The sequence below is a fragment of the Hyalangium sp. genome (assembly GCF_035629615.1).
GTDB lineage: Bacteria > Myxococcota > Myxococcia > Myxococcales > Myxococcaceae > Hyalangium.
The window spans coordinates 1-26,796 of the sequence record NZ_DASPHO010000116.1 but is presented as its reverse complement, the minus strand read 5'-3'; the positions used below and the strand labels follow the sequence as shown (position 1 = coordinate 26,796).

Genomic DNA, 26,796 nt, shown 5'->3' with positions numbered 1-26,796 from the left:
GCAGCCCGCCTCACCCGTGGCTCTCAGCGAACCTGGTGGTCGCGGATCATCGCCAGCTGCGTCTCGGCCGTCCGGTTCTTCAGCCCCATGTGCCCGTACGGGAAGGTGCCGTACACCTTCTGCCCATCCTGCCCGGGGATGGGCGAGGTGGCGCCCGCCAGCCCCACCCCCACCACCTCGTCCGCGTGCGACCAGATGCTGTAGACGTGCGAGCCCTCGTCGTGGCTCACCGCGTTGATGTCCTTCAGGAACGACGAGGCCGGGTGCAGCCCGCTCGTCCTGTTCGTCGTGGGCACCAGGTCCCCCGTGAACAGCGCCGCAGCCAGCCCGTGGTTCGCTCCCGCGATCCCCACGAACGTGTCCACGCTGTCCGTCATCGGCTTGCCCAGGTCGAACTTCTTGTTCGCGTACGGATCGAACGAGTCCCCTCCCTGAATGGCCTTGCGCGCCAGCGTCACGCCCATCGAGTGGCCCACCACGTCCACCTTCTCGGCTCCCGTGTACTCCTTCACCGCCTGGATGAACGCCCGCACCTCCTCCAGGTACTTCTCCGAGTGGTGCTGCTTCGAGGCCTGCATCGGGTTGGACGGCCCCCACGTCATCGCGTACATCTCCGAGGGCTTGTAGCCATTCTTCGAGAACGTCTCGATCGAGCTCTTCCACCCGGCCGCGCTGTCCGAGTTGCCGTGGATGAAGATCACCGGCTCGTTCGTCACCTTCTCGCCCGCCTTGCTCCGCCCGCCGAACGCCGGCACGTTCCCCTTCGCGAAGTCGTACTTCCCGTAGCCGTTCTCGTGCAGCCACTGGTGGAAGTCGTTCGAGAACCGTGACTCCTTCGACACGCTCACCTCATGGGCTCGGCTCGTCCGCGCCGTGGCAGAGGTGCTGGGCTGGGAAGGAATGCGCGTTGACATGATTGACTACCTCATGGGCTGAAGTCGGTTTGATGCCTACATTGTCGTACTGAGCCCCTCCCGAGTTGCGTCGAGCTGCATCATGAATCAGCATTCAACTTCGGAAATGAACTCACCCCATTGAAATTACTGGTCTTTTTCAGAGCGGGCGGAGGTGCTCGGCGAGGCGCCCGGTGGAGAGCAGCTCCCAGAGCTCGTCCCCCAGCCGCCGGCTCTCGGAGAGCACCTGCCGCCAGGCCCGCAGGCGCTCGTCGTCCGAGAGCCGGTAGAAGTCGTCGCGGTCTGGGATCTTCCCTCCCGGAAGGCGGGCGATGAACTGGGGCGAGGGGGCGATGATGAGCGCCCGGCGGAAGTTGAGCGGACGCGTCCAGCGCCAGCGCAGCGCCTTGTCGAACCAGCCGGGCACCACGTACGGATAGAAGTGCGGGTAGAGCACGAGCCCCTCGCCCGGCCCGAAGTCGAGATCGAGGTGGTAGTCGATGAGGCCCCCGTCCCGGTACACGCCGGGCTTCGCGCCTGGGATGCGCACCCCGCTGAGCACCATGGGAATCGAGCCCGAGGCCAGCAGCGCGGGCCGCAGGTTCTCGCGCGTCAGAGGCGCGTGAACGGAGGGCAGATCCTTCAGCCCCGCGAACGGGCTGGTGTCTCCCGCCGAGTGGAAGATCACGCGCTCCAGGTGCAGCCCCAGGGTCCGGCGGCTCACCAGGTTGGTCATCGCGGCGAGCCCGAGCCCGAGCATCTGGAGGCGCGGGTGCTCGACCGCCGAGAGGCCTCGGCACAGCGCCGTCATCACGTGGAGCCGGGCCCACGGGTGCCCGAGGATCTGATCCACGCCCTGCTTGCCGAGCACGGTGTCCAGGATGCGCTCGCTGGTGGTGCTCACCAGCGATGGAGGCGGCTTGGGGGGATAGCGCTGCTCGATGTAGGCGGTCTCGAAGCGCTCCAGCGCGGCCATGGGATCCGCCTGGGCCAGACACGACAGCCGCCAGCTCCCAATGGAGCTGCCGATCAGGTGGAGCGGGCGCGTGCGGCCCTGGAAGAACCCGCCGAAGAGCACCCGGTCCAGCCCGGCCAGCCCAGCCACTTCGGCCCGCCGGAGGCTCCTGGCACGACGTCCACGTCCTCCGCGCGCAGGCCCCGCCCGCGGATCCACCGCAGCGCGTCCGGCCCGGCCAGCAGGGTGAGGCTCGAGGTCATTCGTCAGTCAATGGGTCGGAGAGAGGGAGCCATGTGGGCACACACCCTGTGTGAATTGTTCAGTACGCGATTTGTGCGCCGAAACCAGGCTGATCTACAAGGGCGCACGCTTGCTTGCCGTCCGGAGGACCTTCCCCTATGCGCTCATCCTTCCTTGTCGCGGGCCTGCTGGCCACCGCGCTGGCTCTCAGTGCCTGCGGGGGCGATCCGCCGCAACCTCCCGATGATGGCGCGCCGACGCTCACCGAGTCCCCGCTCGCCGAGACCACGGTGGGCGCGAGCTACTCCGCCTCGCTTGGCGCGAGCGGCGGCAAGACTCCCTACACCTTCTCCGCCCAAGGGCTCCCGCCCGGCCTGAGCCTCAACAGCGACAGCGGCGCGCTCTCTGGCTCCGCCACCGCCGCCGGCGACTTCCAGGTGCAGGTGACGGTGAAGGGTGCCAACGACAAGCAGGCCTCGAAGGCGTTCGCGCTCAAGGTCTACCCGGGCGTGGCCTTCAAGCAGAGCTCCCTGCCTCAGGCCACCGCCGAGTCCCCCTACAGCGCCACGCTCGAGGTCGAGGGCGGAAAGGCCCCCCTCACCCTCAAGGTGGCCGCGGGCGATCTGCCCGCCAGCGTGAGCTTCAACGCCACCAGCAAACAGCTGTCCGGCACGTTCCCCTCTGCCGGCACCTTCACTGTCAGCCTCGAGGCCACGGACGTCCACGGCGCCAAGGTGACCCAGAGCTACACCCTCACCGTGGCCGAGGCCCTGCGCCTCACCACCACCCTGCCCGGGGGCAACGTGGGCCAGCTCTACTCGGGATCCCTCACCGCCAGCGGCGGCCGCGCTCCCCTCGCCTTCTCGCTCGAGAGCGGCGCGCTGCCCGCCGGCCTGACGCTCAGCGGCGGGGTGCTTGCCGGCACTCCCACCATCGCCGGCCGCTCCACCTTCACGGTGAAGGTGACGGACGCCAACGGCGCCTCGGTCACGGCCACGGTCACGCTGGACATCTACTCCCACCTGCCGCCCCGGCTCCCCGCCGCCACCCTGCCCAACGGCATCGTCGGCAAGGAGTACTCGGAGACGCTGCTGGGTGCCGAGGGTGCACCGCCCTACACCTTCGCCGTCACCTCCGGCTCCCTCCCGGCCGGGCTGAGCCTGTCCTCGGCCGGCGTCATCTCCGGGACGCCCACCACCGTGGAGACCCAGTCCTTCCTGGTGACCCTCACGGACAGCCAGGAGCAGAAGGCCCAGCGCTCCTTCACCCTCGTCACCTACTCGCAGCTGGTGGTGCAGACCTCCTCCCTCACCGAGGGCTACCAGGGCCAGTTCTACAACCAGACGCTCGTCGCCTCGGGCGGCAAGACGCCCTACCGCTGGGAGGCGCAAGGCACGCTGCCACCCGGCCTCACCCTCACCACCGCGGGCATCCTGTCCGGCACGCCCACCCAGGCCGGCTCCTACGGGCTGACCTTCAGCCTCACCGACGCCTCCGGCCAGCTGGCCACCGGCGCCTTCCAGCTCACCCTCTACACCCTGCCCTCCATCACCAATGCCGCGCTGGCCGACGGCGCCGTGGGGGTGGCGTACAACCAGCGGCTGCGCGCCTCGGGCGGCAAGGCCCCCTATACCTTCGCCATCAGCGGTGGCGTGCTGCCCCCGGGCATCCAGCTCACCGGCGACACCCTCAACGGCACTCCCACCAGCGCCGTGAGCAGCAACATCACCGTCCAGGTGACGGACGCCAACGGCAAGACTTCGTCCAAGGATCTGGACCTGCGCATCTTCAGCGGCCTCACCATCACCACCGGCACGCTGGATGACGCCTACGTGGGCCTCAGCTACGCCATCACGCTCACCGCGGTGGGCGGCGACACCAGTCGGCCGTATACCTGGGCCGCCATCGGTGCCCTGCCCCCTGGGCTGACCCTGAGCTCCGCCGGCGTCATCACCGGCACCGCCACCAGCGCGGGCACTGCCCGCTTCACCCTCCAGGTGACGGACGACAGCGCCGCCTCCACCACCCGCGTGTTCGACCTGCGCGTCCTCACCCAGCCTTCGGTGACGACCGCCTCGCTCCCCGAGGCCTTCCAGGGCGGCGCGTACAGCACCACCCTCAGCGGGGCCGATGGGCTCGCTCCCTACCAGTGGCGCATCTCCGCCGGCACGCTGCCCGGCGGCCTCTCGCTCTCCAGCGCGGGCGTGCTCAGCGGCACGCCCACCACCGCCGGCACCTCCTCCTTCACCGTGGAGCTGACGGACAGCAATGGCGTGAGGGCCACCCGCGCGCTCTCGCTCACCGTGTCCGTGCTCGCCATCACCAGCACCTCGATGCCAGACGGCTACACGGATCAGGGCTACGCGTACACGCTGACCGCGAGCGGCGGCCCCACCCCCTACACCTGGAACGTCATCGGCCTGCCCTCCGGCTTGAGCTATGACACCAGCACCGGCGTGGTGAGCGGCACCCCGGCGGCCACGGCCACCACCTCCCTGAGCGTGCGCGTGACGGATGCCCTCAACCGAGTGGCCAACCGCACCCTGTCCCTCACCGTCTACGCCCCACCGAAGATCGACACCACCGCGCTGGCCGAGGGCTTCGCGGGCGCGCCCTACACCCAGCCGCTGGAGGCCTCCAACGGCAAGCCTCCGCTCGTCTGGAGCGTCTCGGGCGCGCTGCACACCGGCCTCGCCGTCAACCTCAATGCGGGCACCTGGGCCATCCGTGGCACGCCCACGGAGACCGGCACCCGCACCCTCGCCTTCCAAATCACCGATGCCAACGGCAGGACGGCCTCGCGCAGCCTGGAGCTCACCATCACCGGGACGCTGGTCCTCGCCACCACGACGCTGGCGGATGCCTATGAGGGCACGCCCTATGATGAGAGCCTCACCGCCACGGGTGGTCGGCCGGGCTACACCTTCGATCGGGCCGCGGGCGCGCTGCCAGGAGGACTCGCGCTGAGCTCCGCGGGCCGCATCTCCGGTACGGTGGCCGCGGGCGCCACCACGAGCACCTTCACCGCCCGCGTCACGGACGCGAACAGCAGCCAGGTCTCCCGAGACCTGAGCATCGCCGTCTACCAGCCGCCCACCATCACCACCGTCACCTACCCTGAGGGCTACACCGGTGAGGCCTACAGCGGGACCACCACCACCACCGGAGGCAAGGCGCCGCTCACCTTCTCGCTGGTGGAGGGCGCACAAGCGGGCCTCAGCCTGAACCCCAGCACAGGGGAGCTCTCCGGCACCCCCTCGCAGACCGGCACCTTCACCCTCTACATCAACGTGAGTGATGCCAACGGTCGAGGGACCGGCCGGGCGTTCCAGCTATCCATCCACGCCCCGCTCGCGGTGACCACGCCCTCTCCGCTGCCGGGCGCCTACGCGGGCCTGGGATACACGGCCACCCTCGCCGCCACAGGTGGCAAGGCGCCTCTCATGTTCAGCCTCGCCTCCGGAACGCTCCCCGCCGGCCTGGGGCTCTCCGCGGACTCCGTCCGTGGCACGGTGGACGCCTCCGTAGCGCACGCCACACTGAGCGCCTTCAACGTCCGTGTGACGGACGCCAACGGACGGACCGCCGCCAAGGCCTTCGAGCTCACCACCTATAAGGTGCCGGAGATCCTCTCTACCTCGCTCACCACCGCCACCGAGGGCGTCAGCTACCGCCGCTCCGAGGCCAGCCCCGAGCGGCTCGAGGCGCGGTACGGGCAGGGCGCGCTCACCTACGCGGCCGCCGGGCTGCCCCCGGGCCTGTCCCTCAGCTCGAGCACGGGCGAGCTGAGCGGCACCCCCGCCCAGGGCTCGGCGGGCTCGTACAACGTCACCTTCACCGTGACGGACGCCGACAACAAGAGCGCCGCCGGGGGAGTCCCCATGCGGGTGGTGACACCCAGGCCCACCAACTTTGGCGGCGTGGTGGGCCTGGCCCCCGCGGGCAGCCGCATCACCGACACGCTCACCGTCTTCACCATCGTCGGCGGCGTTCCCCGCCCAGGCGTGGGCGTGCGCGTGCGCAAGAACGGGCTGGAGTACGCCCCCCCCAAGGAGGCCCTCACCAACGCCGAGGGCAAGGTGGTCCTCACCGGCCTGGGCCTCAACGGCACCACCGACACCGTGGACGTCACCGCCAACGGCCAGGAGCTGGTGAACGCCACCATGGCCAAGGTGAACGCCTCGCTCGTCACGCTGAGGATGTACCCGAACCCGGTGCCTGGCCCGCGCGCCTTGATGAGCAGCGCCTATGATCCCACCTCCCGCCGCTTCCTGATCACCGGCGGATTCGACTCGAGCACGAGCAACTCCATCTTCTACACCTCGTGCCTGAACGACACCGTGGAGGCGGTGGACGTGGCGCAGAAGACCTTCAACACGCGCGTGCCCGGCGGGTTGACGACCTCACCGTCGCCCCGGATCGAGGCGTCCATGGCGGTGGCCGGGGGCGTGGCGGTCCTCTTTGGCGGCCGCAACTGCATCGACACCGGTGACTCGCTCGGCGACACCTGGGAGTTCAACCTCGCCACCAACACCTGGTCGAGCCCTCCCTCCGCCTTCGGCCCCTGGCACCGGCGCGGCGCGGCGATGGTGCGTGAGCCCTCCGGCAACTCCGTCCTCATGGTGGGCGGCTTCCGCTCCCCCTCCTATAGCAACGAGGTGTGGCGCTACACGCCGGCCACTGACACCTGGACGCTGGTCGGCACGGCTCCCTTCAGCCGGGCTTGGATCGCCGCCACCGCGAACACCCTCACCGGTGAGCTGTGGTTCTGCGGTGGACGAGGAACCAGCACGGGAGACACGTGCCACTCCTTCAATCCCACCACACAGAGCTGGACCGCCCGGCCCTCCTTCCCTCAGGCCCGCTCTGATCTCTCGCTGGCCTTTGATCCCGTCACGGGCAACCTCTATGCCTTCGGCGGACGGGATGCGGCCGCCAATCCTTTCGGCGACCTGCTGGTGCTGCGCACGGGCGCCACGGCCTGGGAGTCGGTGATTCCGCCAGGGGCCACTCCCGCGCCACGCTCCGGGCACGTGAGCTACTTCGACCTGACGCGGGGCGAGCTGGTCGTCGCGCTCGGCACCACCCGCAATCCGGCAACCTTTGTCACCAGCCGGCTGGGGGACCTGTGGACCTACGACGGCAATGCATGGACCGAGCGAGGCACACCCACGCCCACCCTCACCGGCTACACCGTGAGTGGCACCATCTCCAACGGGCCTGTCGCCGGCGAGGCGATGGTCCGCCTGGTCACCTCCAGCGGCTTCTTCTCCTCCACGAGGGTCCCCCTGGATGGCACCGGCCGCGGCACGTACGCGATCGCCAACGTTCCTCCCGGCGAGGCGGCCTTGATGAACATCGTCGGCACGGATCCCAACCTCGAGTACCCGAATGATCTGTGGTCGTACACCGACGCGGAGCTCCCGCCGCTGACGGGGAACGTGTCCGTGAACCACTCCATGCCGCCAGGCCCCGCGGTGGTCCTGCGCGCCACCGGCCAGTTCCTGCTCCCGGCGAGCTGGCGTGGACAGCCAGAGCCCATCTTCAGCGGGGACCCCTACCTCGACGTCCCGGGCTTCCCCTATCTGATCAATGGCGGGTGGAACTCTGCCGCGCCCATCAACCAGTTCGACGTGGCCTGGTTCCCAACGGCCGCGCCCAAGCAGCAGCGCATGATCGGCTATGCCTCCAGCCAGCTCGCCTGCGAGGACCACGGCTTCTACGGGCTCATTACTCCGGGCAACCACACCCTGGACCTCGGCGCGGCCGCGACGGCTCTCTCGCCCGGTCAGCCCGAGTGCGTCCCCGCGGGCCCGCGCGGCGTGGGGCTTGCGCGCTCCCGCTCCTATGTCTACCAGGCCGAGCGCGCCACGGTGGACGACCTCGATGGCGACACCTTCCCGGATCTGGTCCTTCCCTACCTGAACACCTCGGGGCTCAGCTTTCTCTTCGGCACTCCGAGCACCACCTCGACCTTCGCCGAGAGTGACTGCTGCGATGTTGCCGGCACGTACAGTGTGGCCGTCGGAGACTTCAACAAGGACGGGAAGCTGGACCTGGCCGCCACCGAGTTCCTCTACGGCAGGGTCTCCGTCAAGCTGGGCACGAACGTGCCGCGGATCTTCGGGCCGGGGAACCCGTACGCGGTGGGCCCCAACCCGACGGGCATCGCCACGATGGACGTGGACCAGGATGGCTTCCTGGATCTGCTCGTGGCCAACCAGGGCAGCAACACCGTCTCGTACCTGCGGGGCCAGCCGGGTGGCTCCTTCAGCTCAGCCCAGACGATCACCCTGGCCGGCACCGCGCCCAGGACCGTCATTGCCACCCACCTCGACGGCGACAACCGTCCGGACCTCGTCGTGCTCGTCGCCGAGGGCCTCTCCATCACCCTGGACGGCAGCGCCCAGGGGCTGTTCGGCAACTCGACGCTCGTCACCGCCGGCCCGCAGCCGAGCGCGGTGGTGGTGGGCCTGCTCAACGGCGACACCCTGCCGGACCTGGCGGTGACCAACGGGGGCGGCAGCACCGTCTCCATCCTCCTGGGAGCCGGCGGGGGCGCGTTCGCGGCGCCCGTGAACACGACCGTGGGCACGGCGCCGGCGGGCCTCGTCCTCGCCGAGCTCACCGGAGACGCGCACCAGGACCTGGCAGTGACCAGCCCCTTCGATGGCTTCGTCACCCTGCTCCGGGGCGCCTCGAACGGCACCTTCGCCTTTCACTCCCTGGTGGCGGTGCCGGGCGACCCCCACGGCGTGGTGGCGCTGGACTTCAACCAGGACGGCCTCAACGACCTGGCGGTGCTCTCGCCGACGGCCAACGGCGTGTTCCTCCTGCTGGGCCAGCGTCCGCTGCCCGTCTCGTCGGGCAGCTCGTTCTCCTTCAACGCCCCCGCGAAGTCCGCCTTCATGTGGTCCATGCACCGCATCAACGGAATGCGGCGGTTCTGGGACTACCACTCTCCCCTGCAGCCCGGCCCTGTCTCCTACTCGCTGCCGCTGCCGAGCACGCTGGCACCCTCGGCCGCGCCCACCGTCCCCTCCAGCGGGAAGGTGGAGCTGACCTGGACGCCGTACATCCGCCAGTGGGAGCCGAACTCGGCCCGGCTCTTCAACCCGCGCCAGTTCTCCCTCTCCAACCTGGGCCACGACGCGGACACCCAGCCGGGCGCCAGCCACTACCTGTGGCCCTGACAACGCCTGTGGCCCTGACAACGCCTGTGGCCCTGACAACGGTGTCCGAAGGCACAGCAAACCCGATGCGGCTGGCACCTCGCAGTGCTGCTAACGTGCGCCCCCATGAGCGAAGAGTTGAAGCGGCCTGAGCAGTCCGCCACGTCCCAGGAGACGGCCCCCGCCAAGCCCACCACGGCCGAGCAGGAGCAGTTCACGCCTCAGCTGGCGCGCGAGTTCTTCCTGTCCGTGCTGGACTACGGGCAGGAAGAGCACGAGGCGAAGGCGGGCATCCTCCAGGAGCTGATGGATCTGCTCCTGCCCGAGGCCAAGGCCATTGCCCAGCCCATCCGTTCCAAGACGGCCTCGGACGCGCGCTCCCCCGAGGCGCTCGAGCAGCAGTTCGGCGTCACCGTGCGCGAGCACGCCGTCGACTGGCTCTCCGAGCCCGCCGTCCGCCTGGCCGGCCTGTCCCGCCGCCTGGAGCCCCGCACCACCTCTCCCTCCGAGAGCGGAGGCGAGCTGCGCCGCGAGCTCTTCCTGCTCACCGACGGGCGCCTCGTCACCGTGGAGACGGTGACCACCTGGTTCATCAAGGACGCGCAGCGCGTCGGCGACGACACGCTCGTGGGCGCGCGCGCGGTGGATTCCGCCGAGGCCCTGCGCAGCTACGACTTCGTCTCCATCCTCAAGGTGATGCTGGAGACGCTGTTCGACGGCGCCGAGTTCCTCAAGGAGCGCCACCAGCAGTCTCCGGACATCGTCGAGCGCAGCGGACGCTTCTTCACCATCATTGCCCAGGTGGCGGTGAGCATGAAGGAGAACGCAGATCAACTGAGAAAAGTCGGCGATACACTCGCCTGAGCTGCGCTCGCTCGGCGCACCTCCCAGGCGGATTCAGGTAACCCGGGACATTCGAGTCGTATTTTTCCCGTGTTCATGTGGGGAGATGAGACGTGAGCCACTCCTCATGCTCAGCTCATGCCTCCTCCGCCTACCTTTGCAGACCAGGGACCCAAGAAAAGCGTGCACCCCCCGCTTCTTCTGTTCCTAAGAATCGAGATACTCTTCGCGTGGAGCCGAGAGGTGGGGGCATCCATCGAATCGCGGCCCAGGGGGAACCATGCTCGAGAAACGAACTGAAGCGACGCATCATCCAAGCAGCTGACAGTGGCCTCGGCCTTCTGGCCCACTGTCCTGCCCACAGACTCCACGGGCCGCTCGGATTGATCCAGCTGCGGCTCTTCGGACAAAGAGTTCAGCAGTTAACAGCAGCAACCCAGAGAAACCGCGCGACGCATTTTGAAACATTGATGTATCGCCTGAGTGTTGGGGTTGCGCATCGCCTTTCATGAGGTCTCTCGCCATGACGACTGCCGTTGCCTACCACTTCCCAGAGCTCCTTCCTTCCTCGCAGCTGGTCACCTCCTCGCGGTCCAACCCGGACCTGTACGTGGACAGCAAGGCGTACCGGGCGCAGCTGCAGCAGCTGCTCGCCTCGCGCCCGGCCGTCTCGCTGGCCAACACCGAGCAGTTCCTGCTCGAGGCGGAGCTGCTCTTCCAGTCGTTCCCCGAGCCCATCCGGCGCGCGGTGCTGGAGCTGAAGAACGGGCTGGCCCGCTTCCCCTTCAAAGTCTTCCCCGGGATGCCCACGGATCCCAAGCTGCCCCCCACGCCGCTGGACTCGCGGCGGCCGCGCGTGGAGAGCGCGATGCTGGGCGAGTGGCTGTCGGGCGCCTTCACCCGCGCGCTGGGCGAGCCGTTTGGCTACGCGCAGCAGAACGAGGGAGAGATCTTCCAGAACAACTCGCCGGTGAAGCTGCACGCCACCGCGCAGTCCGGCGAGAGCTCGGCCACCGAGCTGTGGTTTCACACGGACGCCTCGTTCCACCCGCTGGCGCCGGCCTTCGTGGTGCTCCACTGCCTGCGGCCGGATCCGGCGCGCGAGGCGGTGACGTCCTTCTCCTCCCTCAAGGACATCATGCGCCTGCTCACCCCGGACCAGCGCCGCATCCTGCGCGAGCCGCGCTTCCTCTCGGACGGCGTGGAGTACGACTACGACGACGTGAACCAGCGCGGCAACCGGCTGCCGAAGGTGGCCCTGGTGTACGGCTCCGAGTCGGATCCCTTCATCGCGTACGATCAGGACGTGCACCGGCCGCTGGATCCAGAGGCCTCGGACACCATGCGGGCGCTGAACGCGGCCATGGAGACCGTGGCGCAGCACGTGAAGCTGGACGCCGGGGACGTGGCCATCTTCGACAACCGGCGCAGCATCCACAAGCGCTCGCCCTTCAAGGCGGGCTACGACGGCAACGATCGCTGGTGCCTGCTGACGTACGTGGCCGGCAACGACATGGACTCGTCCCGCGAGCGGCGGGCGCCCAACCGCCGGCGCATCCTGGACGTCCCGGCCGTCAAGGGAATGATGTAGGCCGCGCGTGAAGACCGGCCCCCGCGGCTGACCGCCCCACCCGGTCAGCCGCTCAGCGCGAGGAGCCTCCGGCGCTGGCCAGGGAGTTCTTCGCCGCCAGCTCCCCGCTCACCGGCGCGAGCGCCATGGGGAGCCGCAGGATGAAGGTGGTGCCCTGACCCGGCTGGCTCTGCACCTCGATGCGGCCCCGGTGGCGGGCGATGATGTTGTAGCTGATGGACAGGCCCAGCCCCGTGCCCTTGCCCGGCGCCTTGGTGGTGAAGAAGGGGGTGAAGAGCTTGGCCAGCACCTCCTGGGACATGCCGTGTCCCGTGTCGGAGATCCTCACCACCACCATGTCTCCCTCGCGCTGGGTGATGATGTGGATGCGGCCGTGCTCGTCAATGGCCTGGGCGGCGTTGTTCAGCAGGTTGGTGAACACCTGGTTGATCTGCGTGGGGTAGCCGAGCACGGAGGGCACCTCCCCGAACTCGGTCCGCACCTCGCAGCGCGTCTGCAGATCATTCCACCGCATCATCTTCAGCGTGTCGGCCAGCTCCTTGTTCACGTCCACCAGCTTCGGGGGGCCGGCCTCGTCGTCGCGGGCGATCTTCTTCAGCTCCTGGATGATGTCCTTCACCCGCTGGGTGCCCTCCAGGGACTCGTTGAGGACCTCCTTCACCTCCGCCAGGGTGCTGGTCAGCTCCTCGCGCTCCCAGAAGGCGCGCAGGCGCGTGAGCTCCTCGGCCGCCTGCCCCTGGAGGGAGGGGGCCACGAACGACTCGAACTCGCGGTAGCGCTGGAGCATCCGCGAGAAGGCCGAGACGTACTCGGTGAGCATGGAGAGGTTGCTCATCACGTAGCCCAGGGGATTGTTGATCTCATGGGCGATGCCGGCCGCCAGCTGCCCCATCGAGGCGAACTTCTGCTGCTTCTCCAGCTCCTGCGTGGTGCGCAGCAGCTTCTCCGTGCGTGTCTGGACCAGCTCCTCCAGGTGGTCTCGGTGCTTGCGCAGCTCCTCCTCGCGGTGGCGCAGCATCTCCTCGGCGCGGCGGCGCTGCTGCTCGCTGCGCCAGCCCAGGATGACGCTGCAGCAGGTGGCCAGGAAGGGCTCGAGGAACTCGATGACGTCCTGGCCGTAGCCACCGGGCCGGTTGGCGATGCCCACCATGCCCACCATCTCTCCGCCCGAGTTGAAGGGCAGCCCCAGGAACGCGTTCAGGGGCGGGTGGCCCTGCGGCACGCCGCCGCCGCGCGGATCCTGGGACGGGGCGTTGGACAGCACGTACTTCCCGGTGGTGAGCACGGCGCCGAACAGCGTCTTCAGGTTGCGGAACTCCAGCCCCGTGGGCGCCAGCCGGGTGAACTGCTCGCGCAGCTCGTCCGTCCAGGCGATGTTGGTGATGGCGTAGGTGCGCAGGTAAGGATTCCCCTTCGGGTCGAAGAGCACCTCGCCAATGAAGCCGTACTCGCTGCTCGTCAGATCGAGGAGGACTCCGAGCAGCCGGTTGAACAAGCCGTTCGCATCGGAGCCGCGGATGAACTCCGTCTGGGCCTGGGTGAGGGCGCGCAGCAGCCGATTCGTCGCCTCCAGCTGCTGCTCCATAGGAGCCCCGGTGATGAAGTGCTCACCCGCGTGTTGCTCGGAGCGCTCCATCTCGGGCTGGGACGTTGAAGTATCGGAGGAGGTAGGCCGCTGGCCCAAGACAAGTCACCTCAGGGAAGTCTCCCCATCATAGACGATCCGGGGGTAAGCCCAACCGCCCCCCCCGTCCTGGGACATATGCACGCACTGTCCAGGAGTCGAAAGAGGCATCCGCCTCCTGAGTGCTCTCATGGTAGGCCTCCTGACGCTGGGGGGGCTGACTTGACCGCACGGGGGACGAGCAGCGTCGACAAGTTCCTGGCAATCGGCGACTGTCAGAGAGTTCTTCTCTTCCCTCTCTTCAAGTCTTGCGGTGGCACCTGCCTGTGAGGCGACCCATGCACGTGATCCTGGTGGGCATTGCCCCGAGCGTCGGGGAGCAGCTCGAGCGGGCCCTCCAGGAGCAGGGCCTGCAGGAAGGGTGCATCCGGCTGTCCGTGGACGGCCCGCAGGAGGCACCGCGGCACCTGTCCGAGGGGCTGGTGGTGCTGGGAGATCCAGGGCGCTCCCTGGAGGACACAGAGCGGCTCTGCCGAGAGCTGCACTCCCGCCGGAGTCCGCTGCACACGCACCTGGTGGTGCTGACGGAGCGGCCCCCCTCCGAGCTCGGGAGGCTGATCCAGGCGGGCGCCGATGAGTGCGCAGCCCCTCCCGGCGGCGATTGGGGCTCACGGGTGACGATCCTCTCGCGGCGCTTGGGCTCGCTGGGGCACTCGGAGGCGCTGCCCGGGGTGGACGAGCCGCCGTCCGAGCGCCTCTCCCTGCGCGCGGCCCTGCAGGCCCTGCTGGACAGCACCCGGTCGGATCTGGGCTACCACTTCTTCAGCAACTTGGTGGAGCACCTGTCGCGGATCTACCGCTCCTCCTGCGTCCTCGTGGGGGAGCTGCTGCCCGAGCGGGATTCGATCCGCACGCTGGCCTTCTGGCTCAACGGGAGCCTGCAGCGAGGCATCGTCTACTCCCTGCGCGGCACGCCGTGCGACGAGGCCCTCCGCACGTCCGTCTGCCATGTCGAGGACGGCGTGGCCAAGCTCTTCCCGGACAACGAGATGCTCGCGAAGCTGGGCATGCGCGGGTACCTGGGGGTGCCGCTGAAGGACGCCAATGGCAACGCCCTGGGCATCCTGGCCATCCTGCACCACCAGCCGCTGGAGGCCGAGGCGCTGGAGCACTCGCTGCTGGCCGCCTTCGCGGCGCGCGCGAGCACGGAGCTGGAGCGCATCCGCGCGCAAGAGGAGCTGGAGCGCACGCGCGACTTCCTGCGCAACACGCTGAACGAGGTGCCGGATCCGTTCTTCGTGATGGACCGGGCGCACCGGTGGGTGGTCGTCAACCGCGCCTTCTGTGAGTTCATGGGGCGCAGCGAGCAGGAGCTGGTCGGCTCCTCCGCCCGTGACTTCCTCCCCGCGCGCACCTCCGAGTCCTTCTGGCAGGAGGACGAGCAGCTCTTCACCTCCGGCCAGGGCCTGGAGAGCGAGCGGGTCTTCGAGCACACCCGGGACGGCCAGCCCCGGACGATCCTCACCAAGAAGGCCGTCTTCCACGAGCCGGGCGGCGGCTCCTTCCTCATCGCCGTCTTCCGCGACAACACGGATCGCCGGCGCCTGGAGACGCAGCTGCGGCTGGCGGATCGGCTGTCCTCCATCGGCACGCTGGCGGCGGGTGTGGTCCACGAGATCAACAACCCGCTGTCGTACGTCTGCTCCAACCTCTCCTTCCTGCAGAAGGAGCTGGCGCAGCCGACGCTCTCCCCCGAGGCGCTGCCGGAGCTGCGCGAGGTGGTGGCGGAGACGCAGGAGGGCATCAACCGCGTGCGGACCATCGTCCAGGACGTGAAGACGTTCGCGCGCTCGGACGAGAACCACTCCGGGCCGGTGGACGTGCACCAGGCCATCGACGGGGCGCTGCGGCTGGTGCGCAAGGAGCTGCAGTACCGCGCCCAGGTGGAGCGCTCGCTGGAGCAGGTGCCCGCCATTCTCGGCAACGAGGGGCGGCTGGGGCAGGTGCTGGTGAACCTGCTGGTCAACGCGCTCCAGGCCTTCCCCCAGAACGATCCCGCGCGCAACCGCGTCATCGTGTCCGCCCACCTCAGCGAGCCGGGCCTGGTCGTCATCGAGGTGGAGGACAACGGGCCGGGCATGAGCCCAGAAGTCCGGCAGCGCCTCTTCGATCCGTTCTTCACCACCAAGCCGGCCGGGGAGGGCACCGGCCTGGGCCTGTCCATCTGCCAGTCCATCATCCAGTCCATGGGCGGGAAGATCGAGGTGGAGAGCGAGCAGGGGCAGGGCAGCGTGTTCCGGCTGTTGCTGCCGGCGGCCCAGGCGAGCGCCAGCGTCGAGGCCCGAGCGCAGGCGGTGCCGGTGGACAACAAGGGGGTTCGCCGGCGGCTGCTGCTCATCGACGCCGAGCCGGCGGTGGGAACCTCGGTGCGGCGGCTGCTGCAGGAGGTGCATGAGGTCGACTCCGTGCAGGACGTGGGCATGGCGCTGAGCCTGCTCTCTCGCGGCGAGCGCTATGACGCCATCCTGTGTGATGTGGTGCTGCCGGACATGAGCGGGGTGGATCTGCTGCGCGAGCTGGAGCAGCGGGAGCCCGGGCTGGCCCGGCGCACGGGCTTCATGACCAGCGGGGCGCACTCCACGTCCTCCCGCGAGCTCATGGCCTCCTACTCGGGCGAGCTGCTGGAGAAGCCCTTCGAGCCCGAGCGCCTGCGCCGCTTCGTGCAGCGCCTCTTCACCTGAGCGCCCGGCCGGCGGGCCTCACCTCAGACATCCGGGGGTGTTTCGTCGTTCACCGGCTCCCGGTCCATGCCGGCGCTGGAGCGCGGAGGCAAGGCGCCCCCGTCATCGTCCTCCTCGAGGATCTCCCGGGCCTGCGGCTCCAGGAACACGTCGTGCCCGCGCACGGCGGCCACGTCGCGGTAGTCCACCAGGTAGTCGCGCCGCGGAATGGGGACGAACCCCGGCTCGAGCTCGAAGTGTTCCGCTCCCACGCCGGCCACATAGCCCTCGCGCTCCCCGCTCGCGGTCCTCACCGTCATCCCCTCGCGCACCTCACCTGGCTTCACCATGGGCGATCTCCTCTGCTGACGGCCCGGGCTGTTGCGCGGGCCTTCTTCACCGACAACACCGGACGCCGCCCAGGCCCTGCCCGTGTGCCCGGGCTCCAGGCGACACGCCCAGGGCCTCGCCTGATGCCACGGACTGCCCGGGCGAGCGGCCCCCGTGAGCGCCTCGCGGGATGGCTGATGGCTAAGTTGGACCGAGGAGGTGCACCATGCTCTTGGAACTGTCGGCACCCGAGGCACGCGACCTGAAGCAGGCGCTGGAGAGTGCGCTGCGCAAGCTGCTGGAGGAGATCGCCCACGCGGATCAGCGCGCCTACCGGGACATGCTTCGGGAACGCTACGATCGGCTCGACCTGCTCAACCGGCGCCTGGACGTGACCGTGGAGGGAGAGTCCGTCTACGCCTGAGCCCTCGGCCTCACGCCTGCCCAGCCTTCGGGCGCCGGCGCGCGAACCCGTCCAGCCATGCGGGGATGTCCTGGAGCGTGAGCACGTGACGGGCCGCGCCCAGGCGGATGGCCTCGAGCGGCATGCCGAAGACCACGGAGCTGGACTCGTCCTGCGCCAGCGTCATCGCACCCGCGCGCCGCAGCGCCTGCAAGCCCTCGGCGCCATCCCGGCCCATGCCGGTGAGCAGGCAGGCGATGGCGCGGGAGCCCACCTCGCGGGCGATGGACTCGAAGAGCACGTCCACCGAGGGGCGGCTCGAGTGCCGCTCCGCGTCGGCCGTCAGCCACAGCCGGCCATCGCGCAGCACCAGGTGCCGGTTGGCCCGCGCCATCACCAGCTGGGGACGGCCCACCGGCGGCAGCGGCTCGCCATCCACCGCGTGGCGGATGGGGAACGCGGCGTTCTTGCTCAGCCAGTCCACCATGGAGGTCTCGAACTTCTCGGACAGGTGCATCACCAGGAGGATGGGCAGGGGGAAGTCCGGGGACAGCTGCTGCAGGATGCTGCGCACGGCCGCGGGCCCGCCGGTGGACGCGCCGATGGCCACCACGCGCGGAGGGAACATGGGCCACACGGGCTCGGGCTTGAGGTGCTCCGGCACCTGCGCCGAGGGTGCGCGCGCGGCCAGCTTCACCCGCGACAGCAGCTCCTCGGCCCACTCGGAGGACACGAAGCGGGTCGGCTTCTCCACCGCGTCCACCGCGCCCGCGGTCAGCGCGTCCAGCAGGTAGAGCCCCATCGTCCGGTTCTCCATCCCGGAGAAGACGACGATGGGCGTGGGGCAGTGAGTCATGATGCGCCGAGTCACCTCCACGCCGTTCATCCCCGGCAGCATGAGGTCCATCGTCACCACGTCCGGGCGCAGGCTCTGGCACAGCTCCAGGGCGCGCACGCCATCTCCCGCTTCACCCACCACCGTGAAGGCGGGATCCTCGGCGAAGGCATCCGCCAGTCGCCGGCGAACCATCACCGAGTCTTCCACGATGAGGACGCGGAGCGAGGACACCCGTTATCTCCCTCTACCGGCCCGGTGAGCGGCGCCACGGCGTCCAGACAACCCTGCTGGAGCCTGGAGTGGAAGATGTACGCTAGGAGGGCCCTCTCCCGCTAGTGCCGCCCGCTCTGCTGCCAGCCTACCGGCCTGGCGGCGGGACATCCCGAAGAGAAGGACTCCCAGCACGAACACCCCACTCCCGGCGGCGGGCGAGGCCCCGCAGCCACAGCCCACCTGCAGCGCCGTAGGCGAAGGCGTGCCCACGGTGAAGGCTCGAGGCGCCGTGAGGGCGCTGTGCAGCCCCAGCCGCTCGGCCGACGCGCGCACCTGCTGAGGCCCCAGGGGCAGCTCCTGAGTAGGCTGGAGGGTGAAGGTCCCGGACTCGGACGCCACCACGGTCTCCAGCGGCTGGCCATTGAGGAACACCTGCACCGTGCTGCCCGGCAGCGCCGTGCCCTGGAGCTGGGGCCTCGGCCCCGTCTCCTCACCCTCGGAGGGGGTGACCCACGAGGGCGCGGCCGGCGAGGCGAAGGGCTCGGCCAGGACAGTGCTCATGCCTTGGTTCTCGGTCTGCGCCTCTGGGCCAGGCGTCGCTCCATACGACGCTCCATCCGGCGCGCCAGCGGCGCTTCCCCCCAGCCCAGGGACAACAGAGGAAGCGCAGGTGATCACCTCTCCCTGCAGCAGCACCACCCCGCCCGCGCCGCCACCACCGGGCCCATGCGGCTCCGCAGCCGGATTGCTGCCGCCCGCGCCGCCGTGGGCTTCGAGGGCGGCGCAGGTGAGCCGATCCTCCACACGCAGCGTGATGTGGCCGCCGGCGCCGCCGCCTCCCGCCCCATCATTGGTGGAGTCGGACGCGGCCTGACCATTGGCGCGGATGACGCCCTGGCTGCCCTGGAAGTCCCGGGCACGGATGTAGAGGATGCCGCCCCCAGCGCCGCCGGAGGTGCCTCCATTGCCGGCGCCTCCGTTGCCATTGCCCGCGCCTGCGCCGCCGCCACCGCCGAACATGAGCCGCCTCAGCGGGGCATAGCGCAGCGCCAGGCCTCCTCGGCCGCCCACGTCTCGCGCGCCATCCGTGGCAGAGGTGTACCCGCCCTGGCCGCCCGCGCCGCCATGGCCGCCTCCACCTCCGCCGCCATCGTCACAGTTGCCTCCACCGGCGCCATTGGCGAGGGCCCCATAGCCATGCGTGGGCGCTCCGGGCGCCGCGGTGAAGAGGCCCTCACCCTTCCGGGCACCACCCTCGGCTCGGGGCTGGTTCAGCTCCGTGCACCCGACGGACCGTGTGGGGCTGGTGGCGAAGGTTCCGCCGCGGAAGCCCGCGCCGTCCGCGCTGATGACGCCCTGGTTGAGCACGGCGTCGGTGGCGAGGAAGGCGAGCACGCCGCCGCTGCTCCCATTCCACGGCTGCGCCACGAGCGAGGCCGAGGGCAGGACGTGCACCTGGGTGTACTCGGGCACACGGACCACCTGGGAGCCTGGGGCCGAATAGGAGGAGGTGAGCGGCGCCGTGAGGTTCAGCGCGCCCGAGGCCACGGACTCCAGGCGCGCGAACTCCCACTGGCCCGCGCCCGAGCGGTCCAGATCGACGGGCCCGGGCGTGCCTGCCGCTGGCGCGGGGCCTTCGGCATGGACCTGGAGGACGAGGACGAGCTCCCCTGCGGCGAAGGCTGTCTCGTCCGCGACGCTGAGCCTCTTGCCGCCCACGGTGGCGGGCGCGGCGAGGGCGGTGGCGTCGTTGATGGAGACATCCATCTGCTGCACACGCAAGGCGCCGTGCTGCCCGTTGCCCAGCGCGAAGGCATCTGGCTCAGCGAGGACGGGCTCCGCAGCGAGACAGAGCCCCAGGCTCAGGAGTGCACCCAGGCTTCGCATCGCCCCATTTTCACCAGGAGGCGTCGCGAACGCCCAGTCCCCGTCCTTCTTTCTTGGCCGCAGACCGCGGCTCCCGCCAGCACTCAGAGCGTGGGAGCTGCCACCAGGCACCTGGGTGGGAGTTGACTCACCTACCCGTGCCTTCATCTTCATTAGAGTGGGGCGAATGATCTCCACCGCTCCGCTCTGGGCGCTGGTGCCTGGGGGCCCGGGTGTGCCGCTCGCGAAGGTGGGCGGCGAACCTGAGCCCGTAGGCCCTCTGCGCTGGCCGATCTGCCGCATGTGCGGCACGCCGATGCGCTTCCTGTTCCAGCTCCCCCATGTCCCGGGAAAGGTGGACCTGTCGCCGTTCGCTGCGGTGTACGTGTTCCAGTGCGAGAACCCGGACACGGCCTGCTACCGCGCGTTTCCGGACGAGGGTGCAAACGCGGCGGTGCCCGTGCGCACGGGCGAGCCGAAGGTGGAGGGCGAGCGGCCGAAGGGGATTCCGTACAACGTGTGGACCCTGGGCTTCGCGCCGGCGGAGGAGGACACAGCGGCGCTCTCGGTGGATGTGAACGAGGCCACAGACGAGCAGCTCCGGGCGTTGGATCGAGCCCAGGAGGAAGCGCCGGAGAGCAAGGTGGGTGGGGTGGCGGGGTGGCTGAACGGGGACGCGACGCTCCAGTGCTGCGACGCGCCGGCTCACTTCGTGGCCCAGCTGTCGGCGATGCCCTTCGGCCTGGACTTTGGGGACAACGGTAGAGGCTACCTGTTCCGCTGCCAGCGCCAGCCCGAGCACTTCCACTTCCTGTCTCAGGGGGCATGAGTCCGTCGCTTGTGCCAGGCCTCCTCATGCTCCAACCTCGCCTTGCCCTCTGCCTCACTGCCCTCACTGCCCTCGCAGTGGCGCTGAGCACGGGCTGCTCGCGCCAGTCAGAGCCGCCGCCCGCTCCCCCGGCCTCTCCTTCAAGCCCCAAGAAGGCCACCGCCTCCCAGAACACCTCCTCTGCCAAGGCGGCCCCCGCCGCGGCCGCGGCCAAGCCCCTGCCCTCCCCCAACGCCTTCGCCGGCTCGGAGCGCTGCAGCGAGTGCCATGAGGATGAGCACACCGCCTGGCGCCAGGACTGGCACTCACGCGCTCTCTCCGAGGCCACTCCGAAGTTCGTCGTGGGCAACTTCCGCGACACCCACTTCAAGGGCGAGTCCAGCGAGGCGTGGATGTCCCAGCGCGAGGACCACTTCTTCATGCGCACCCAGAGCCCCGAAGGGAGCCTCGCCGAGTACCCCGTCCAGTGGGTCGTCGGCGGCAAGCGCATGCAGGATCCCCTGACGCTGCTGCCGGATGGCCGGTGGCAGGTGCTCCCCGTCTACTTCCACGTCACCGGCAAGAGCGAGTGGGTGGACTACTCGGAGAAGCGGCAGGGCAAGCTGACACCGGAGCACCCGTTCTTCTGGGCCAACTTCGCCCGCAGCGCCCAGCATGCCTGCCTGGACTGCCACACCACCGGCCTGGACGTGCGGTACGACCGAAGCACCCATCGGTGGACCACCACCTTCGCGGATGCAGGGGTCGCCTGCGAGAGCTGTCACGGGCCGGGCGCGCGCCACGCCGAGACGCAGGAGCCGAAGGACATCGTCCACCCCAGGCACCTGCCCCCCGAGCTGGGGCTAGCCGTGTGCGGCCAGTGCCACGGGCCGCGCCGGACGCTCTTCCCCATGCTGGACGCGACGCACCACTTCCGCCCGGGCCAGCGCTACGAGGACGCCTACCAGCCCATGGTGCTGCTGGTGGGCGGCGAGCTCTCCGGGGACTACTTCGCGGACGGCCGCCCGAGCACCTCCAGCTTCGAGTATCAGGCCCTCACACAGTCCCTCTGCTACATGAAGGGGGGCGCCACGTGCCTCTCGTGCCACACCGCTCCTCACGAGGCGCACGCGGCCAACGAGATCCAGCTCCCCCAGGACACGCCGGCGAAGGTGTCCGCGGGCACGGCGACCTGTCATGGCTGCCACGCGGACGTGTTCGCCGAGGGCAAGCGCCACACGCACCACACCTCGCCCGCGGCCCAGGACTGCCTCGCCTGCCACATGCCACCCGTCGTCTCGGGAGTGCTGGACAAGTTCCCGGACCACGCCATCGACGTCCCGGTGCCCCAGAACACCCAGAAGCACGGCATCCCCAACGCGTGCAACACGTGCCACACCCACGCGAAGCAGAGGCCTGAGGTGATGGTGCAGGCGCTCGAGCGCTGGTGGCCGAAGGCCCGGCAGCGGCAACAGCGGCGGCTGCGGCTGGCGGACGCCTTCGCTGACAAGACGGCCGCGCAGAGCCGCTCCTTCCTGGAGGCCGTGCTCGCGGACCCGGCGGAGGCCGCCGAGCTCCGAGGTGCCGCCGCCCTGTTCCTGGCCCGCCGCTTCCACGGTGAGGCCACTCCCGCGCTGCGCGCCGCGCTCGGCGGTGCGAAGGACTCGCTGCTGCGCTCCCAGCTCGTCGAGGCGCTCGGGACAGCGAAGGCCCGGGTGGCGGCGGGGGAGATCGCCCCGCTGCTGAATGATCCCTCCCTCTGGGTCCGCCAGGCGGCGGCCCTCACGCTGGCGCAGCTCGGGGACGCCCGGGCCGTGCCGGCGCTCGAGGCGCTGGCGCGAAAGCCGGAGACCTCGGGGCTGGTGGCGCCTCACGCGATGCTCGGGCGCCTGGCGATGCGCCGGAAGGACTTGCCGCAAGCGGCGCGGGAGCTCGAGCGGGCCCTGGACCTGCAGCCGTACAACGCGGACCTGCTGGTGATGCTGGCGGATCTCTACGTCTCGCAGGGCAATGTGGCCCTGGCGAAGGATCGGCTGGAGGACGCGCTCCGCTTTGCGCCGCGGAACCAGGGCGCTCGGCAGCGGCTGGGGGCGCTGCAGGCTCGCTGAGCAGACGGCCATGGAGCCGCCAGCAGGACCGGACCCTCCTCTCCTCCCACGGCACGCAGTCCCATCTTTCGGGTGCGAGCGGAGGAGTGAGCCATGTACCAGCGCACGAACATCCAAAGAGGAATGGCCGTCATGAGCTTCGACGGCGTGCAGATGGGCCGCGTCATCGACGTGACCTCGGAGGGCATCACCATCGAGAAGGGCCCGTTCTTCCTCCGAGACTACCGGGTGCCCTTCAGTGACATCTCCACGGTGCGGGGGGATGAGATCATCCTCATGAAGGATCACGCGGCCCTGCGGCACTCGGATTCGGAGAAGCACGAGGGCACGGCGAATGGCACGGTGGGGATCGCGGGGTACGCCGCGCCACCGCCCGGAGAAGGGCTGGGACTGGGGCCGACGGATCTCACCGAGGCGCGGATGGACAGCGCCAAGTTCCAGGACCACGGAAGGTATTACCTGCAGCCCACGGGCGGGTCCACGCCCGTCGCCGATGAGGCGGAGCGCCCGTCCGAGGAGACGCGTCCGCTCATCACGGATCCTGAAGCCCAGTACTTCCCGCTGCCACACGAGCCGCCGAGGGGGGAGCGCCGCGCCGCGGGCCCTGGGTGGGATCCGCTGAGCGTGGACGAGGAGCAGGAGAAGGAGGCACCCCGCACGGGCGGCCCGGACACCAAGCCTCCCACACGCTACTAGGCCAGGGATGTACCTGATCCAGTTCCTGCTGCCGCTGCGGGACAACGAGCGGCGGCCCTTTCCCCGTGCGGACTTCGAGCGAGTCCGCGCGGAGCTCACCGAGCGCTTCGGCGGGGTGACGGCCTTCCTGCAGGCCCCTGCCTCGGGAGTGTGGAAGGACGCGGGCGAGACGACGCACGACGAGCTGGTGCTCTTCGAGGTGATGACGGACGCGCTCGACCGCGCCTGGTGGAAGGGCTACCGCGCGGAGCTGGAGCGGCGCTTCCGGCAGGAGGCCCTCGTGGTACGCGCTCTGGAATCCGAGCACCTGTGACAGGTAGGCGGGCAACCAGGGCCCTGGCGCTCCCTCTGCCTGGCGGAAGAGGAGACCCGTCACACCCTGCCAGGAGGAATCTCCTCCTTATCTTCAATGCACGGACCCAGAGCCACCATGCGCCGAGAGCCTCTCCTCAGCCCCCCTGACATCCCCGGCAGGCCCGACCTCCCGTCTGCCGAGGCACGGCTCCGCGCTCCATTGGCACGCAGACGGGTGCAGCTCGCGCTCCTGCACTCGCTCTCGCTGTCACGGCTGGTCTTCGCGGGGATCTTCCTGATGACCTCGGACGCGCTGCTGCGCGCGGGGCTCATCGCGCTGTCGGGCCTGACGGACGTGGTTGACGGCTGGATCGCCCGCCACGCCCGGCTGACCACGCGCCTGGGAGCGATCATCGATCCCGTGGCGGACCGGGGCTTCGCCGTCACCGCCATCCTCGCGCTCCTGCTCGACGGGTTCCTCACGCCGCTGCAGGTGTGTCTGCTGCTGCTGCGTGACGTGGCCACCGCGGTGGGCTTCGTCGTCGTGCGCGTGGTGCCCACGCTGCGCCCGGTAGAAGTCAAAGCGCGGATGCTGGGCAAGGCCACCACGACGGTGCAGACGCTGACGCTGCTCTCGGCGCTGGTGCTGCCCGTGCTTGTCCGGCCCCTCGTTGCCATCGCGGGGGTGCTCGCCGTCGCGGCCGTCGTGGACTACACGAACGCCATGTGGCGGGCCCGGGCGCGCGTGTGAGCCTCACCGCGTCGACAAGAAGGTGACCTCCTTCGCCTGCTGGGTGCCTGCGAGCAGGTCCACCGTGGCGCGCACGCGCGTGCCGGGCTTGAGCTGCTGGGCAGAGATGCGCTGGCCATCCCGAAGCACCCGAGTCCGCTCTCCCAGCTCCACCGTGAAGGGCTGCCCGCGCTCATCCAGCAGCACCAGCCGCCCCGCCGACACCGAGCGCACCGTGCCTGTGTAGATGGCCTCCACCACGGCCTCTCCGGAGGTGTCCGTGCCTCGATCCGGGCCGCCAGGCGGCGCCGCCATCCCCTGGGCCGCGCTCCCCGCGGGTGTGCCTGGAGGCGTCGTCCCGCTTGACGCCGTGCCCGTCCCAGCTAGCCCTCCCGCCGTGCCCTGATTCGCAGCCGAGCCAGCCGACGGCGCTACGCCTGATTGCCCGGAGCCTCCCACGCCCATGCTCGCCGTCACCCTGGCCAGCTCCGCGCGCGTCTGCGTCAGCTCCGCGCGCACCTGCGCCAGCTCGCCCTGGAGCTGGACGACAGACTGCTGAAGCTCCGCCATGCTGGCGCCCGCTCCACCTGTTGCCTGCTCTGTCCCGGCGGCGAGAGTTCCCGTGCCGCCGCCCGTGCCCGTTGTTCCTGGAGCCTGCGTGCCCGTCGCGGCGGGAGTCCCCACGGTTCCCGCGCCCCCGGTGCCTGTGGCTCCTGGTGCCTGCGTGCCCGGGAGCGCCTCTGGGGACGTTCCCACGCGCACATCCCCGGGCATCGTCCCCTGGACGCGTGTGTCCGTCGCGTCACCACACAGCAGCAGCGACAAGCCCGCGAGCCCCAGCACCGTCAAAGTCACCTTGCGCATGTGCCGCGCCTCCCCTTCCCTACACAAGGTTGGCGATCGCACGGTCGCGGGCAACGGCGGCACGGAAGAAGCGCGGGATCCGCCCACTGCTCGTCTACCTGCTCACTTCCAGGACGGGAGTGCCGCATGTAGGCAGGGCACCCCGTCATGCCTGCGGCATAAACTCGGGCCCTCGGCATTCCGCCGAGCCCCTCCTGAGAGCGCCCTCGTGGAGCCCCGTCAACCATCCAGCTCCTCTCCCCAGTCCACCCCGCACAGCCAGGAGACGAACTCCAGCCCCGCGCCCAACGCCCTGCGCACGCCTGCGCCCGAGCTCTTCGCTCCAGTGCCGAGCCAGCTCCCGCCCCTGGAGCAGAACCGGCTCATCACCCAGGGCTATCTGCGCATCGCCCACGCGATGCAGGCCCTCGTCGACCCGAGCTTCCGGCCCGGTGGCACCAGCAGCATGATGCCCAACTGGTTCGCCTTCGCCCCTCATGCCTCGCAGGAGGCCGGCAAGGGAATCCTGGGCGCGGAGGTCGCCGACCGCGTCATCGACGCGGCCCAGGGCGAGCCCTCGTCCTCCCTGCAGCACGCGCTGGATCGCGCTGGCCACAGGGGTGCCCGGCGAGTCACCATCGAAGCCCTCTCGCACGCGCTGAGCTGGTATGGCCTGCCGCGCGACGTGGCCGCCGCGCTGGCGTCGCTCCAGGGCGCGATGAACCTCAAGGCCCTGGTCGATCCTCGCACCCTCTGGCTCACCGCGGAGCGCTTCGCGAAGCTCTACATCGAAGCCCCAGGCACGGATCCGCTCGCCAAGGCCGAGGCCGTGGTCGTCACTTTGGAGCGCTGCCTCAACGAGGGCAACGTCGCCATCTTCTCGGACATTGGCGGCTCGGCGAGCGCGTACCTCTCGTGGCGACAGACGGTGGGACCGGTCCCCGCCGCGCGCGTGCTGGTCGAGTTCTCCCGCCCCACCTCCCAGCCAGAGGAGGCCCAGCGCGCCTTCACCTTCGCGCTGGAGCATGCCCACGAGGTGCCGCGCCCCTCGGACTTCGGGCGCCTGCTGCCCGGCATGTCCTCGGCCAGCCTCGTGGTGGCGGCCTTCGCCCTCTTTGAACAGTCCCGGCAGGCTTCGAGCCCGGCCACACGGGACGCGCTCATCGGCGTGGCCAACAACTTCCTCGCGTACCGCGAGCAGTTCCACGCGGTGCAGCCTGCCTTCACCCCACCGACGCCCCGCCCGGACGAGGTGCCCCGCTCCGAGCTGATGCGCACCCTGACGCCGGTGATCTGCCTGGAGATGGGTCCCCTGGAGTGGAACTTCACCGACTATGCCTCCACCCAGCGGGATCGGGACGGGCGGCTCCTCACCTCCAAGGCCACCGAGTACAACTGGGCCCTCTTCGAGGAGCGCTGGCCGGCGATCCTCCAGTCCTTCGAGGTGGGCTACCGCCAGCCCACGGCCCTCTGGGTGGTTCCTCGTCCGCTCGTCCGCCCCGATGGACAGCTCACCGGGGCGGACTGAGGGGCGCGCTCACGGCGAGGACGGCAGGGGATTCACGAGAACCTGGAGGGTGAGCACCCGGTCCCGGACCTCTCCCCCTTGGGTCACGGTCATCACCT

18 protein-coding genes are annotated in these 26,796 nt (G+C 69.8%); 11 read left to right on the top strand and 7 right to left on the bottom strand.

Annotated elements, in window-relative coordinates:
* Positions 1–23: 23 nt before the first annotated feature.
* Both VD972_RS05570 and VD972_RS05565 read right to left on the bottom strand, forming a co-directional pair.
* On the bottom strand, positions 24–914 hold the full coding sequence (locus tag VD972_RS05570; RefSeq protein WP_324981852.1) for a lipase family protein: 891 nt from the start codon (positions 912–914) through the stop codon (positions 24–26).
* 139 nt (positions 915–1,053) lie between these two features.
* A complete protein-coding gene (locus tag VD972_RS05565; protein ID WP_324981849.1) occupies positions 1,054–1,998 on the bottom strand; it encodes a patatin-like phospholipase family protein in 945 nt (314 codons plus the stop codon).
* 251 nt (positions 1,999–2,249) lie between these two features.
* Between VD972_RS05565 and VD972_RS05560 the strand changes: the two genes are divergently transcribed.
* The 3 genes from VD972_RS05560 to VD972_RS05550 all read left to right on the top strand — a co-directional run bounded on the left by VD972_RS05560 (position 2,250) and on the right by VD972_RS05550 (position 11,697).
* Positions 2,250–9,284, top strand: coding sequence for a putative Ig domain-containing protein (locus VD972_RS05560; protein ID WP_324981846.1), 7,035 nt, complete (start codon positions 2,250–2,252; stop codon positions 9,282–9,284).
* A gap of 105 nt (positions 9,285–9,389) precedes the next feature.
* Entirely contained in the window at positions 9,390–10,127 is a 738-nt protein-coding gene (locus VD972_RS05555) for a hypothetical protein (RefSeq protein WP_324981844.1), read from the top strand.
* A gap of 502 nt (positions 10,128–10,629) precedes the next feature.
* Positions 10,630–11,697, top strand: a complete 1,068-nt coding sequence (locus VD972_RS05550; protein WP_324981841.1) for a TauD/TfdA family dioxygenase — start codon at positions 10,630–10,632, stop codon at positions 11,695–11,697.
* 52 nt (positions 11,698–11,749) lie between these two features.
* On the opposite strand, the gene VD972_RS05545 is transcribed toward VD972_RS05550, so the two are convergent.
* Complete coding sequence (locus VD972_RS05545; protein WP_324981838.1) at positions 11,750–13,381, bottom strand: ATP-binding protein; 1,632 nt, start codon at positions 13,379–13,381, stop codon at positions 11,750–11,752.
* Positions 13,382–13,659: 278 nt separating this feature from the next.
* Between VD972_RS05545 and VD972_RS05540 the strand changes: the two genes are divergently transcribed.
* Positions 13,660–16,062: a hybrid sensor histidine kinase/response regulator gene (locus VD972_RS05540; RefSeq protein ID WP_324981836.1), complete on the top strand. Its 2,403-nt coding sequence runs from the start codon at positions 13,660–13,662 to the stop codon at positions 16,060–16,062.
* A gap of 23 nt (positions 16,063–16,085) precedes the next feature.
* Here VD972_RS05540 and VD972_RS05535 read toward each other — a convergent pair whose 3' ends face one another.
* A complete protein-coding gene (locus tag VD972_RS05535; RefSeq protein ID WP_324981834.1) occupies positions 16,086–16,391 on the bottom strand; it encodes a DUF2171 domain-containing protein in 306 nt (101 codons plus the stop codon).
* A gap of 206 nt (positions 16,392–16,597) precedes the next feature.
* Here VD972_RS05535 and VD972_RS05530 point away from each other — a divergent pair, with 206 nt between their 5' ends.
* Positions 16,598–16,795, top strand: coding sequence for a hypothetical protein (locus VD972_RS05530; RefSeq protein ID WP_324981830.1), 198 nt, complete (start codon positions 16,598–16,600; stop codon positions 16,793–16,795).
* 10 nt (positions 16,796–16,805) lie between these two features.
* Here VD972_RS05530 and cheB read toward each other — a convergent pair whose 3' ends face one another.
* On the bottom strand, positions 16,806–17,843 hold the full coding sequence (cheB, locus tag VD972_RS05525) for a chemotaxis-specific protein-glutamate methyltransferase CheB (protein WP_324981829.1): 1,038 nt from the start codon (positions 17,841–17,843) through the stop codon (positions 16,806–16,808).
* A gap of 3 nt (positions 17,844–17,846) precedes the next feature.
* Positions 17,847–19,712: an adventurous gliding motility protein AgmC gene (gene agmC, locus VD972_RS05520; protein WP_324981827.1), complete on the bottom strand. Its 1,866-nt coding sequence runs from the start codon at positions 19,710–19,712 to the stop codon at positions 17,847–17,849.
* Positions 19,713–19,878: 166 nt separating this feature from the next.
* On the opposite strand from agmC, the gene VD972_RS05515 reads away from it, so the two are divergent.
* The 5 genes from VD972_RS05515 (at position 19,879) to VD972_RS05495 (ending at position 24,348) form a co-directional block, all read left to right on the top strand.
* The gene (locus VD972_RS05515) at positions 19,879–20,520 is read left to right on the top strand and encodes a hypothetical protein (protein WP_324981824.1); all 642 of its coding nucleotides are present in this window, start codon (positions 19,879–19,881) and stop codon (positions 20,518–20,520) included.
* A complete protein-coding gene (locus VD972_RS05510) occupies positions 20,517–22,607 on the top strand; it encodes a HEAT repeat domain-containing protein (protein ID WP_324981821.1) in 2,091 nt (696 codons plus the stop codon). The genes VD972_RS05515 and VD972_RS05510 overlap by 4 nt, the downstream gene beginning before the upstream one ends.
* A gap of 93 nt (positions 22,608–22,700) precedes the next feature.
* Positions 22,701–23,303, top strand: coding sequence for a PRC-barrel domain containing protein (locus VD972_RS05505; RefSeq protein WP_324981818.1), 603 nt, complete (start codon positions 22,701–22,703; stop codon positions 23,301–23,303).
* Positions 23,304–23,310: 7 nt separating this feature from the next.
* Positions 23,311–23,616, top strand: coding sequence for a hypothetical protein (locus VD972_RS05500; protein WP_324981815.1), 306 nt, complete (start codon positions 23,311–23,313; stop codon positions 23,614–23,616).
* 216 nt (positions 23,617–23,832) lie between these two features.
* Positions 23,833–24,348 (top strand): CDP-alcohol phosphatidyltransferase family protein, encoded by a 516-nt coding sequence (locus VD972_RS05495; protein WP_324981812.1) that lies wholly within the window; start codon positions 23,833–23,835, stop codon positions 24,346–24,348.
* 3 nt (positions 24,349–24,351) lie between these two features.
* On the opposite strand, the gene VD972_RS05490 is transcribed toward VD972_RS05495, so the two are convergent.
* On the bottom strand, positions 24,352–25,191 hold the full coding sequence (locus tag VD972_RS05490) for a hypothetical protein (protein WP_324981809.1): 840 nt from the start codon (positions 25,189–25,191) through the stop codon (positions 24,352–24,354).
* Positions 25,192–25,399: 208 nt separating this feature from the next.
* Between VD972_RS05490 and VD972_RS05485 the strand changes: the two genes are divergently transcribed.
* On the top strand, positions 25,400–26,698 hold the full coding sequence (locus VD972_RS05485; protein ID WP_324981807.1) for a hypothetical protein: 1,299 nt from the start codon (positions 25,400–25,402) through the stop codon (positions 26,696–26,698).
* Positions 26,699–26,796: the final 98 nt, after the last annotated feature.

Excerpts from the sequence above, each read along its gene's own strand:
- VD972_RS05500 (WP_324981815.1), top strand. The coding sequence starts at position 23,311 with ATGTACCTGATCCAGTTCCTGCTGCCGCTGCGGGACAACGAGCGGCGG.
- VD972_RS05535 (WP_324981834.1), bottom strand. The coding sequence starts at position 16,391 with ATGGTGAAGCCAGGTGAGGTGCGCGAGGGGATGACGGTGAGGACCGCG.
- VD972_RS05490 (WP_324981809.1), bottom strand. The coding sequence starts at position 25,191 with ATGCGCAAGGTGACTTTGACGGTGCTGGGGCTCGCGGGCTTGTCGCTG.
- VD972_RS05570 (WP_324981852.1), bottom strand. The coding sequence starts at position 914 with ATGTCAACGCGCATTCCTTCCCAGCCCAGCACCTCTGCCACGGCGCGG.
- agmC (WP_324981827.1), bottom strand. The coding sequence starts at position 19,712 with ATGCGAAGCCTGGGTGCACTCCTGAGCCTGGGGCTCTGTCTCGCTGCG.
- VD972_RS05550 (WP_324981841.1), top strand. The coding sequence starts at position 10,630 with ATGACGACTGCCGTTGCCTACCACTTCCCAGAGCTCCTTCCTTCCTCG.
- VD972_RS05505 (WP_324981818.1), top strand. The coding sequence starts at position 22,701 with ATGTACCAGCGCACGAACATCCAAAGAGGAATGGCCGTCATGAGCTTC.
- VD972_RS05540 (WP_324981836.1), top strand. The coding sequence starts at position 13,660 with ATGCACGTGATCCTGGTGGGCATTGCCCCGAGCGTCGGGGAGCAGCTC.
- VD972_RS05555 (WP_324981844.1), top strand. The coding sequence starts at position 9,390 with ATGAGCGAAGAGTTGAAGCGGCCTGAGCAGTCCGCCACGTCCCAGGAG.
- VD972_RS05530 (WP_324981830.1), top strand. The coding sequence starts at position 16,598 with ATGCTCTTGGAACTGTCGGCACCCGAGGCACGCGACCTGAAGCAGGCG.
- VD972_RS05560 (WP_324981846.1), top strand. The coding sequence starts at position 2,250 with ATGCGCTCATCCTTCCTTGTCGCGGGCCTGCTGGCCACCGCGCTGGCT.
- VD972_RS05510 (WP_324981821.1), top strand. The coding sequence starts at position 20,517 with ATGAGTCCGTCGCTTGTGCCAGGCCTCCTCATGCTCCAACCTCGCCTT.
- VD972_RS05515 (WP_324981824.1), top strand. The coding sequence starts at position 19,879 with ATGATCTCCACCGCTCCGCTCTGGGCGCTGGTGCCTGGGGGCCCGGGT.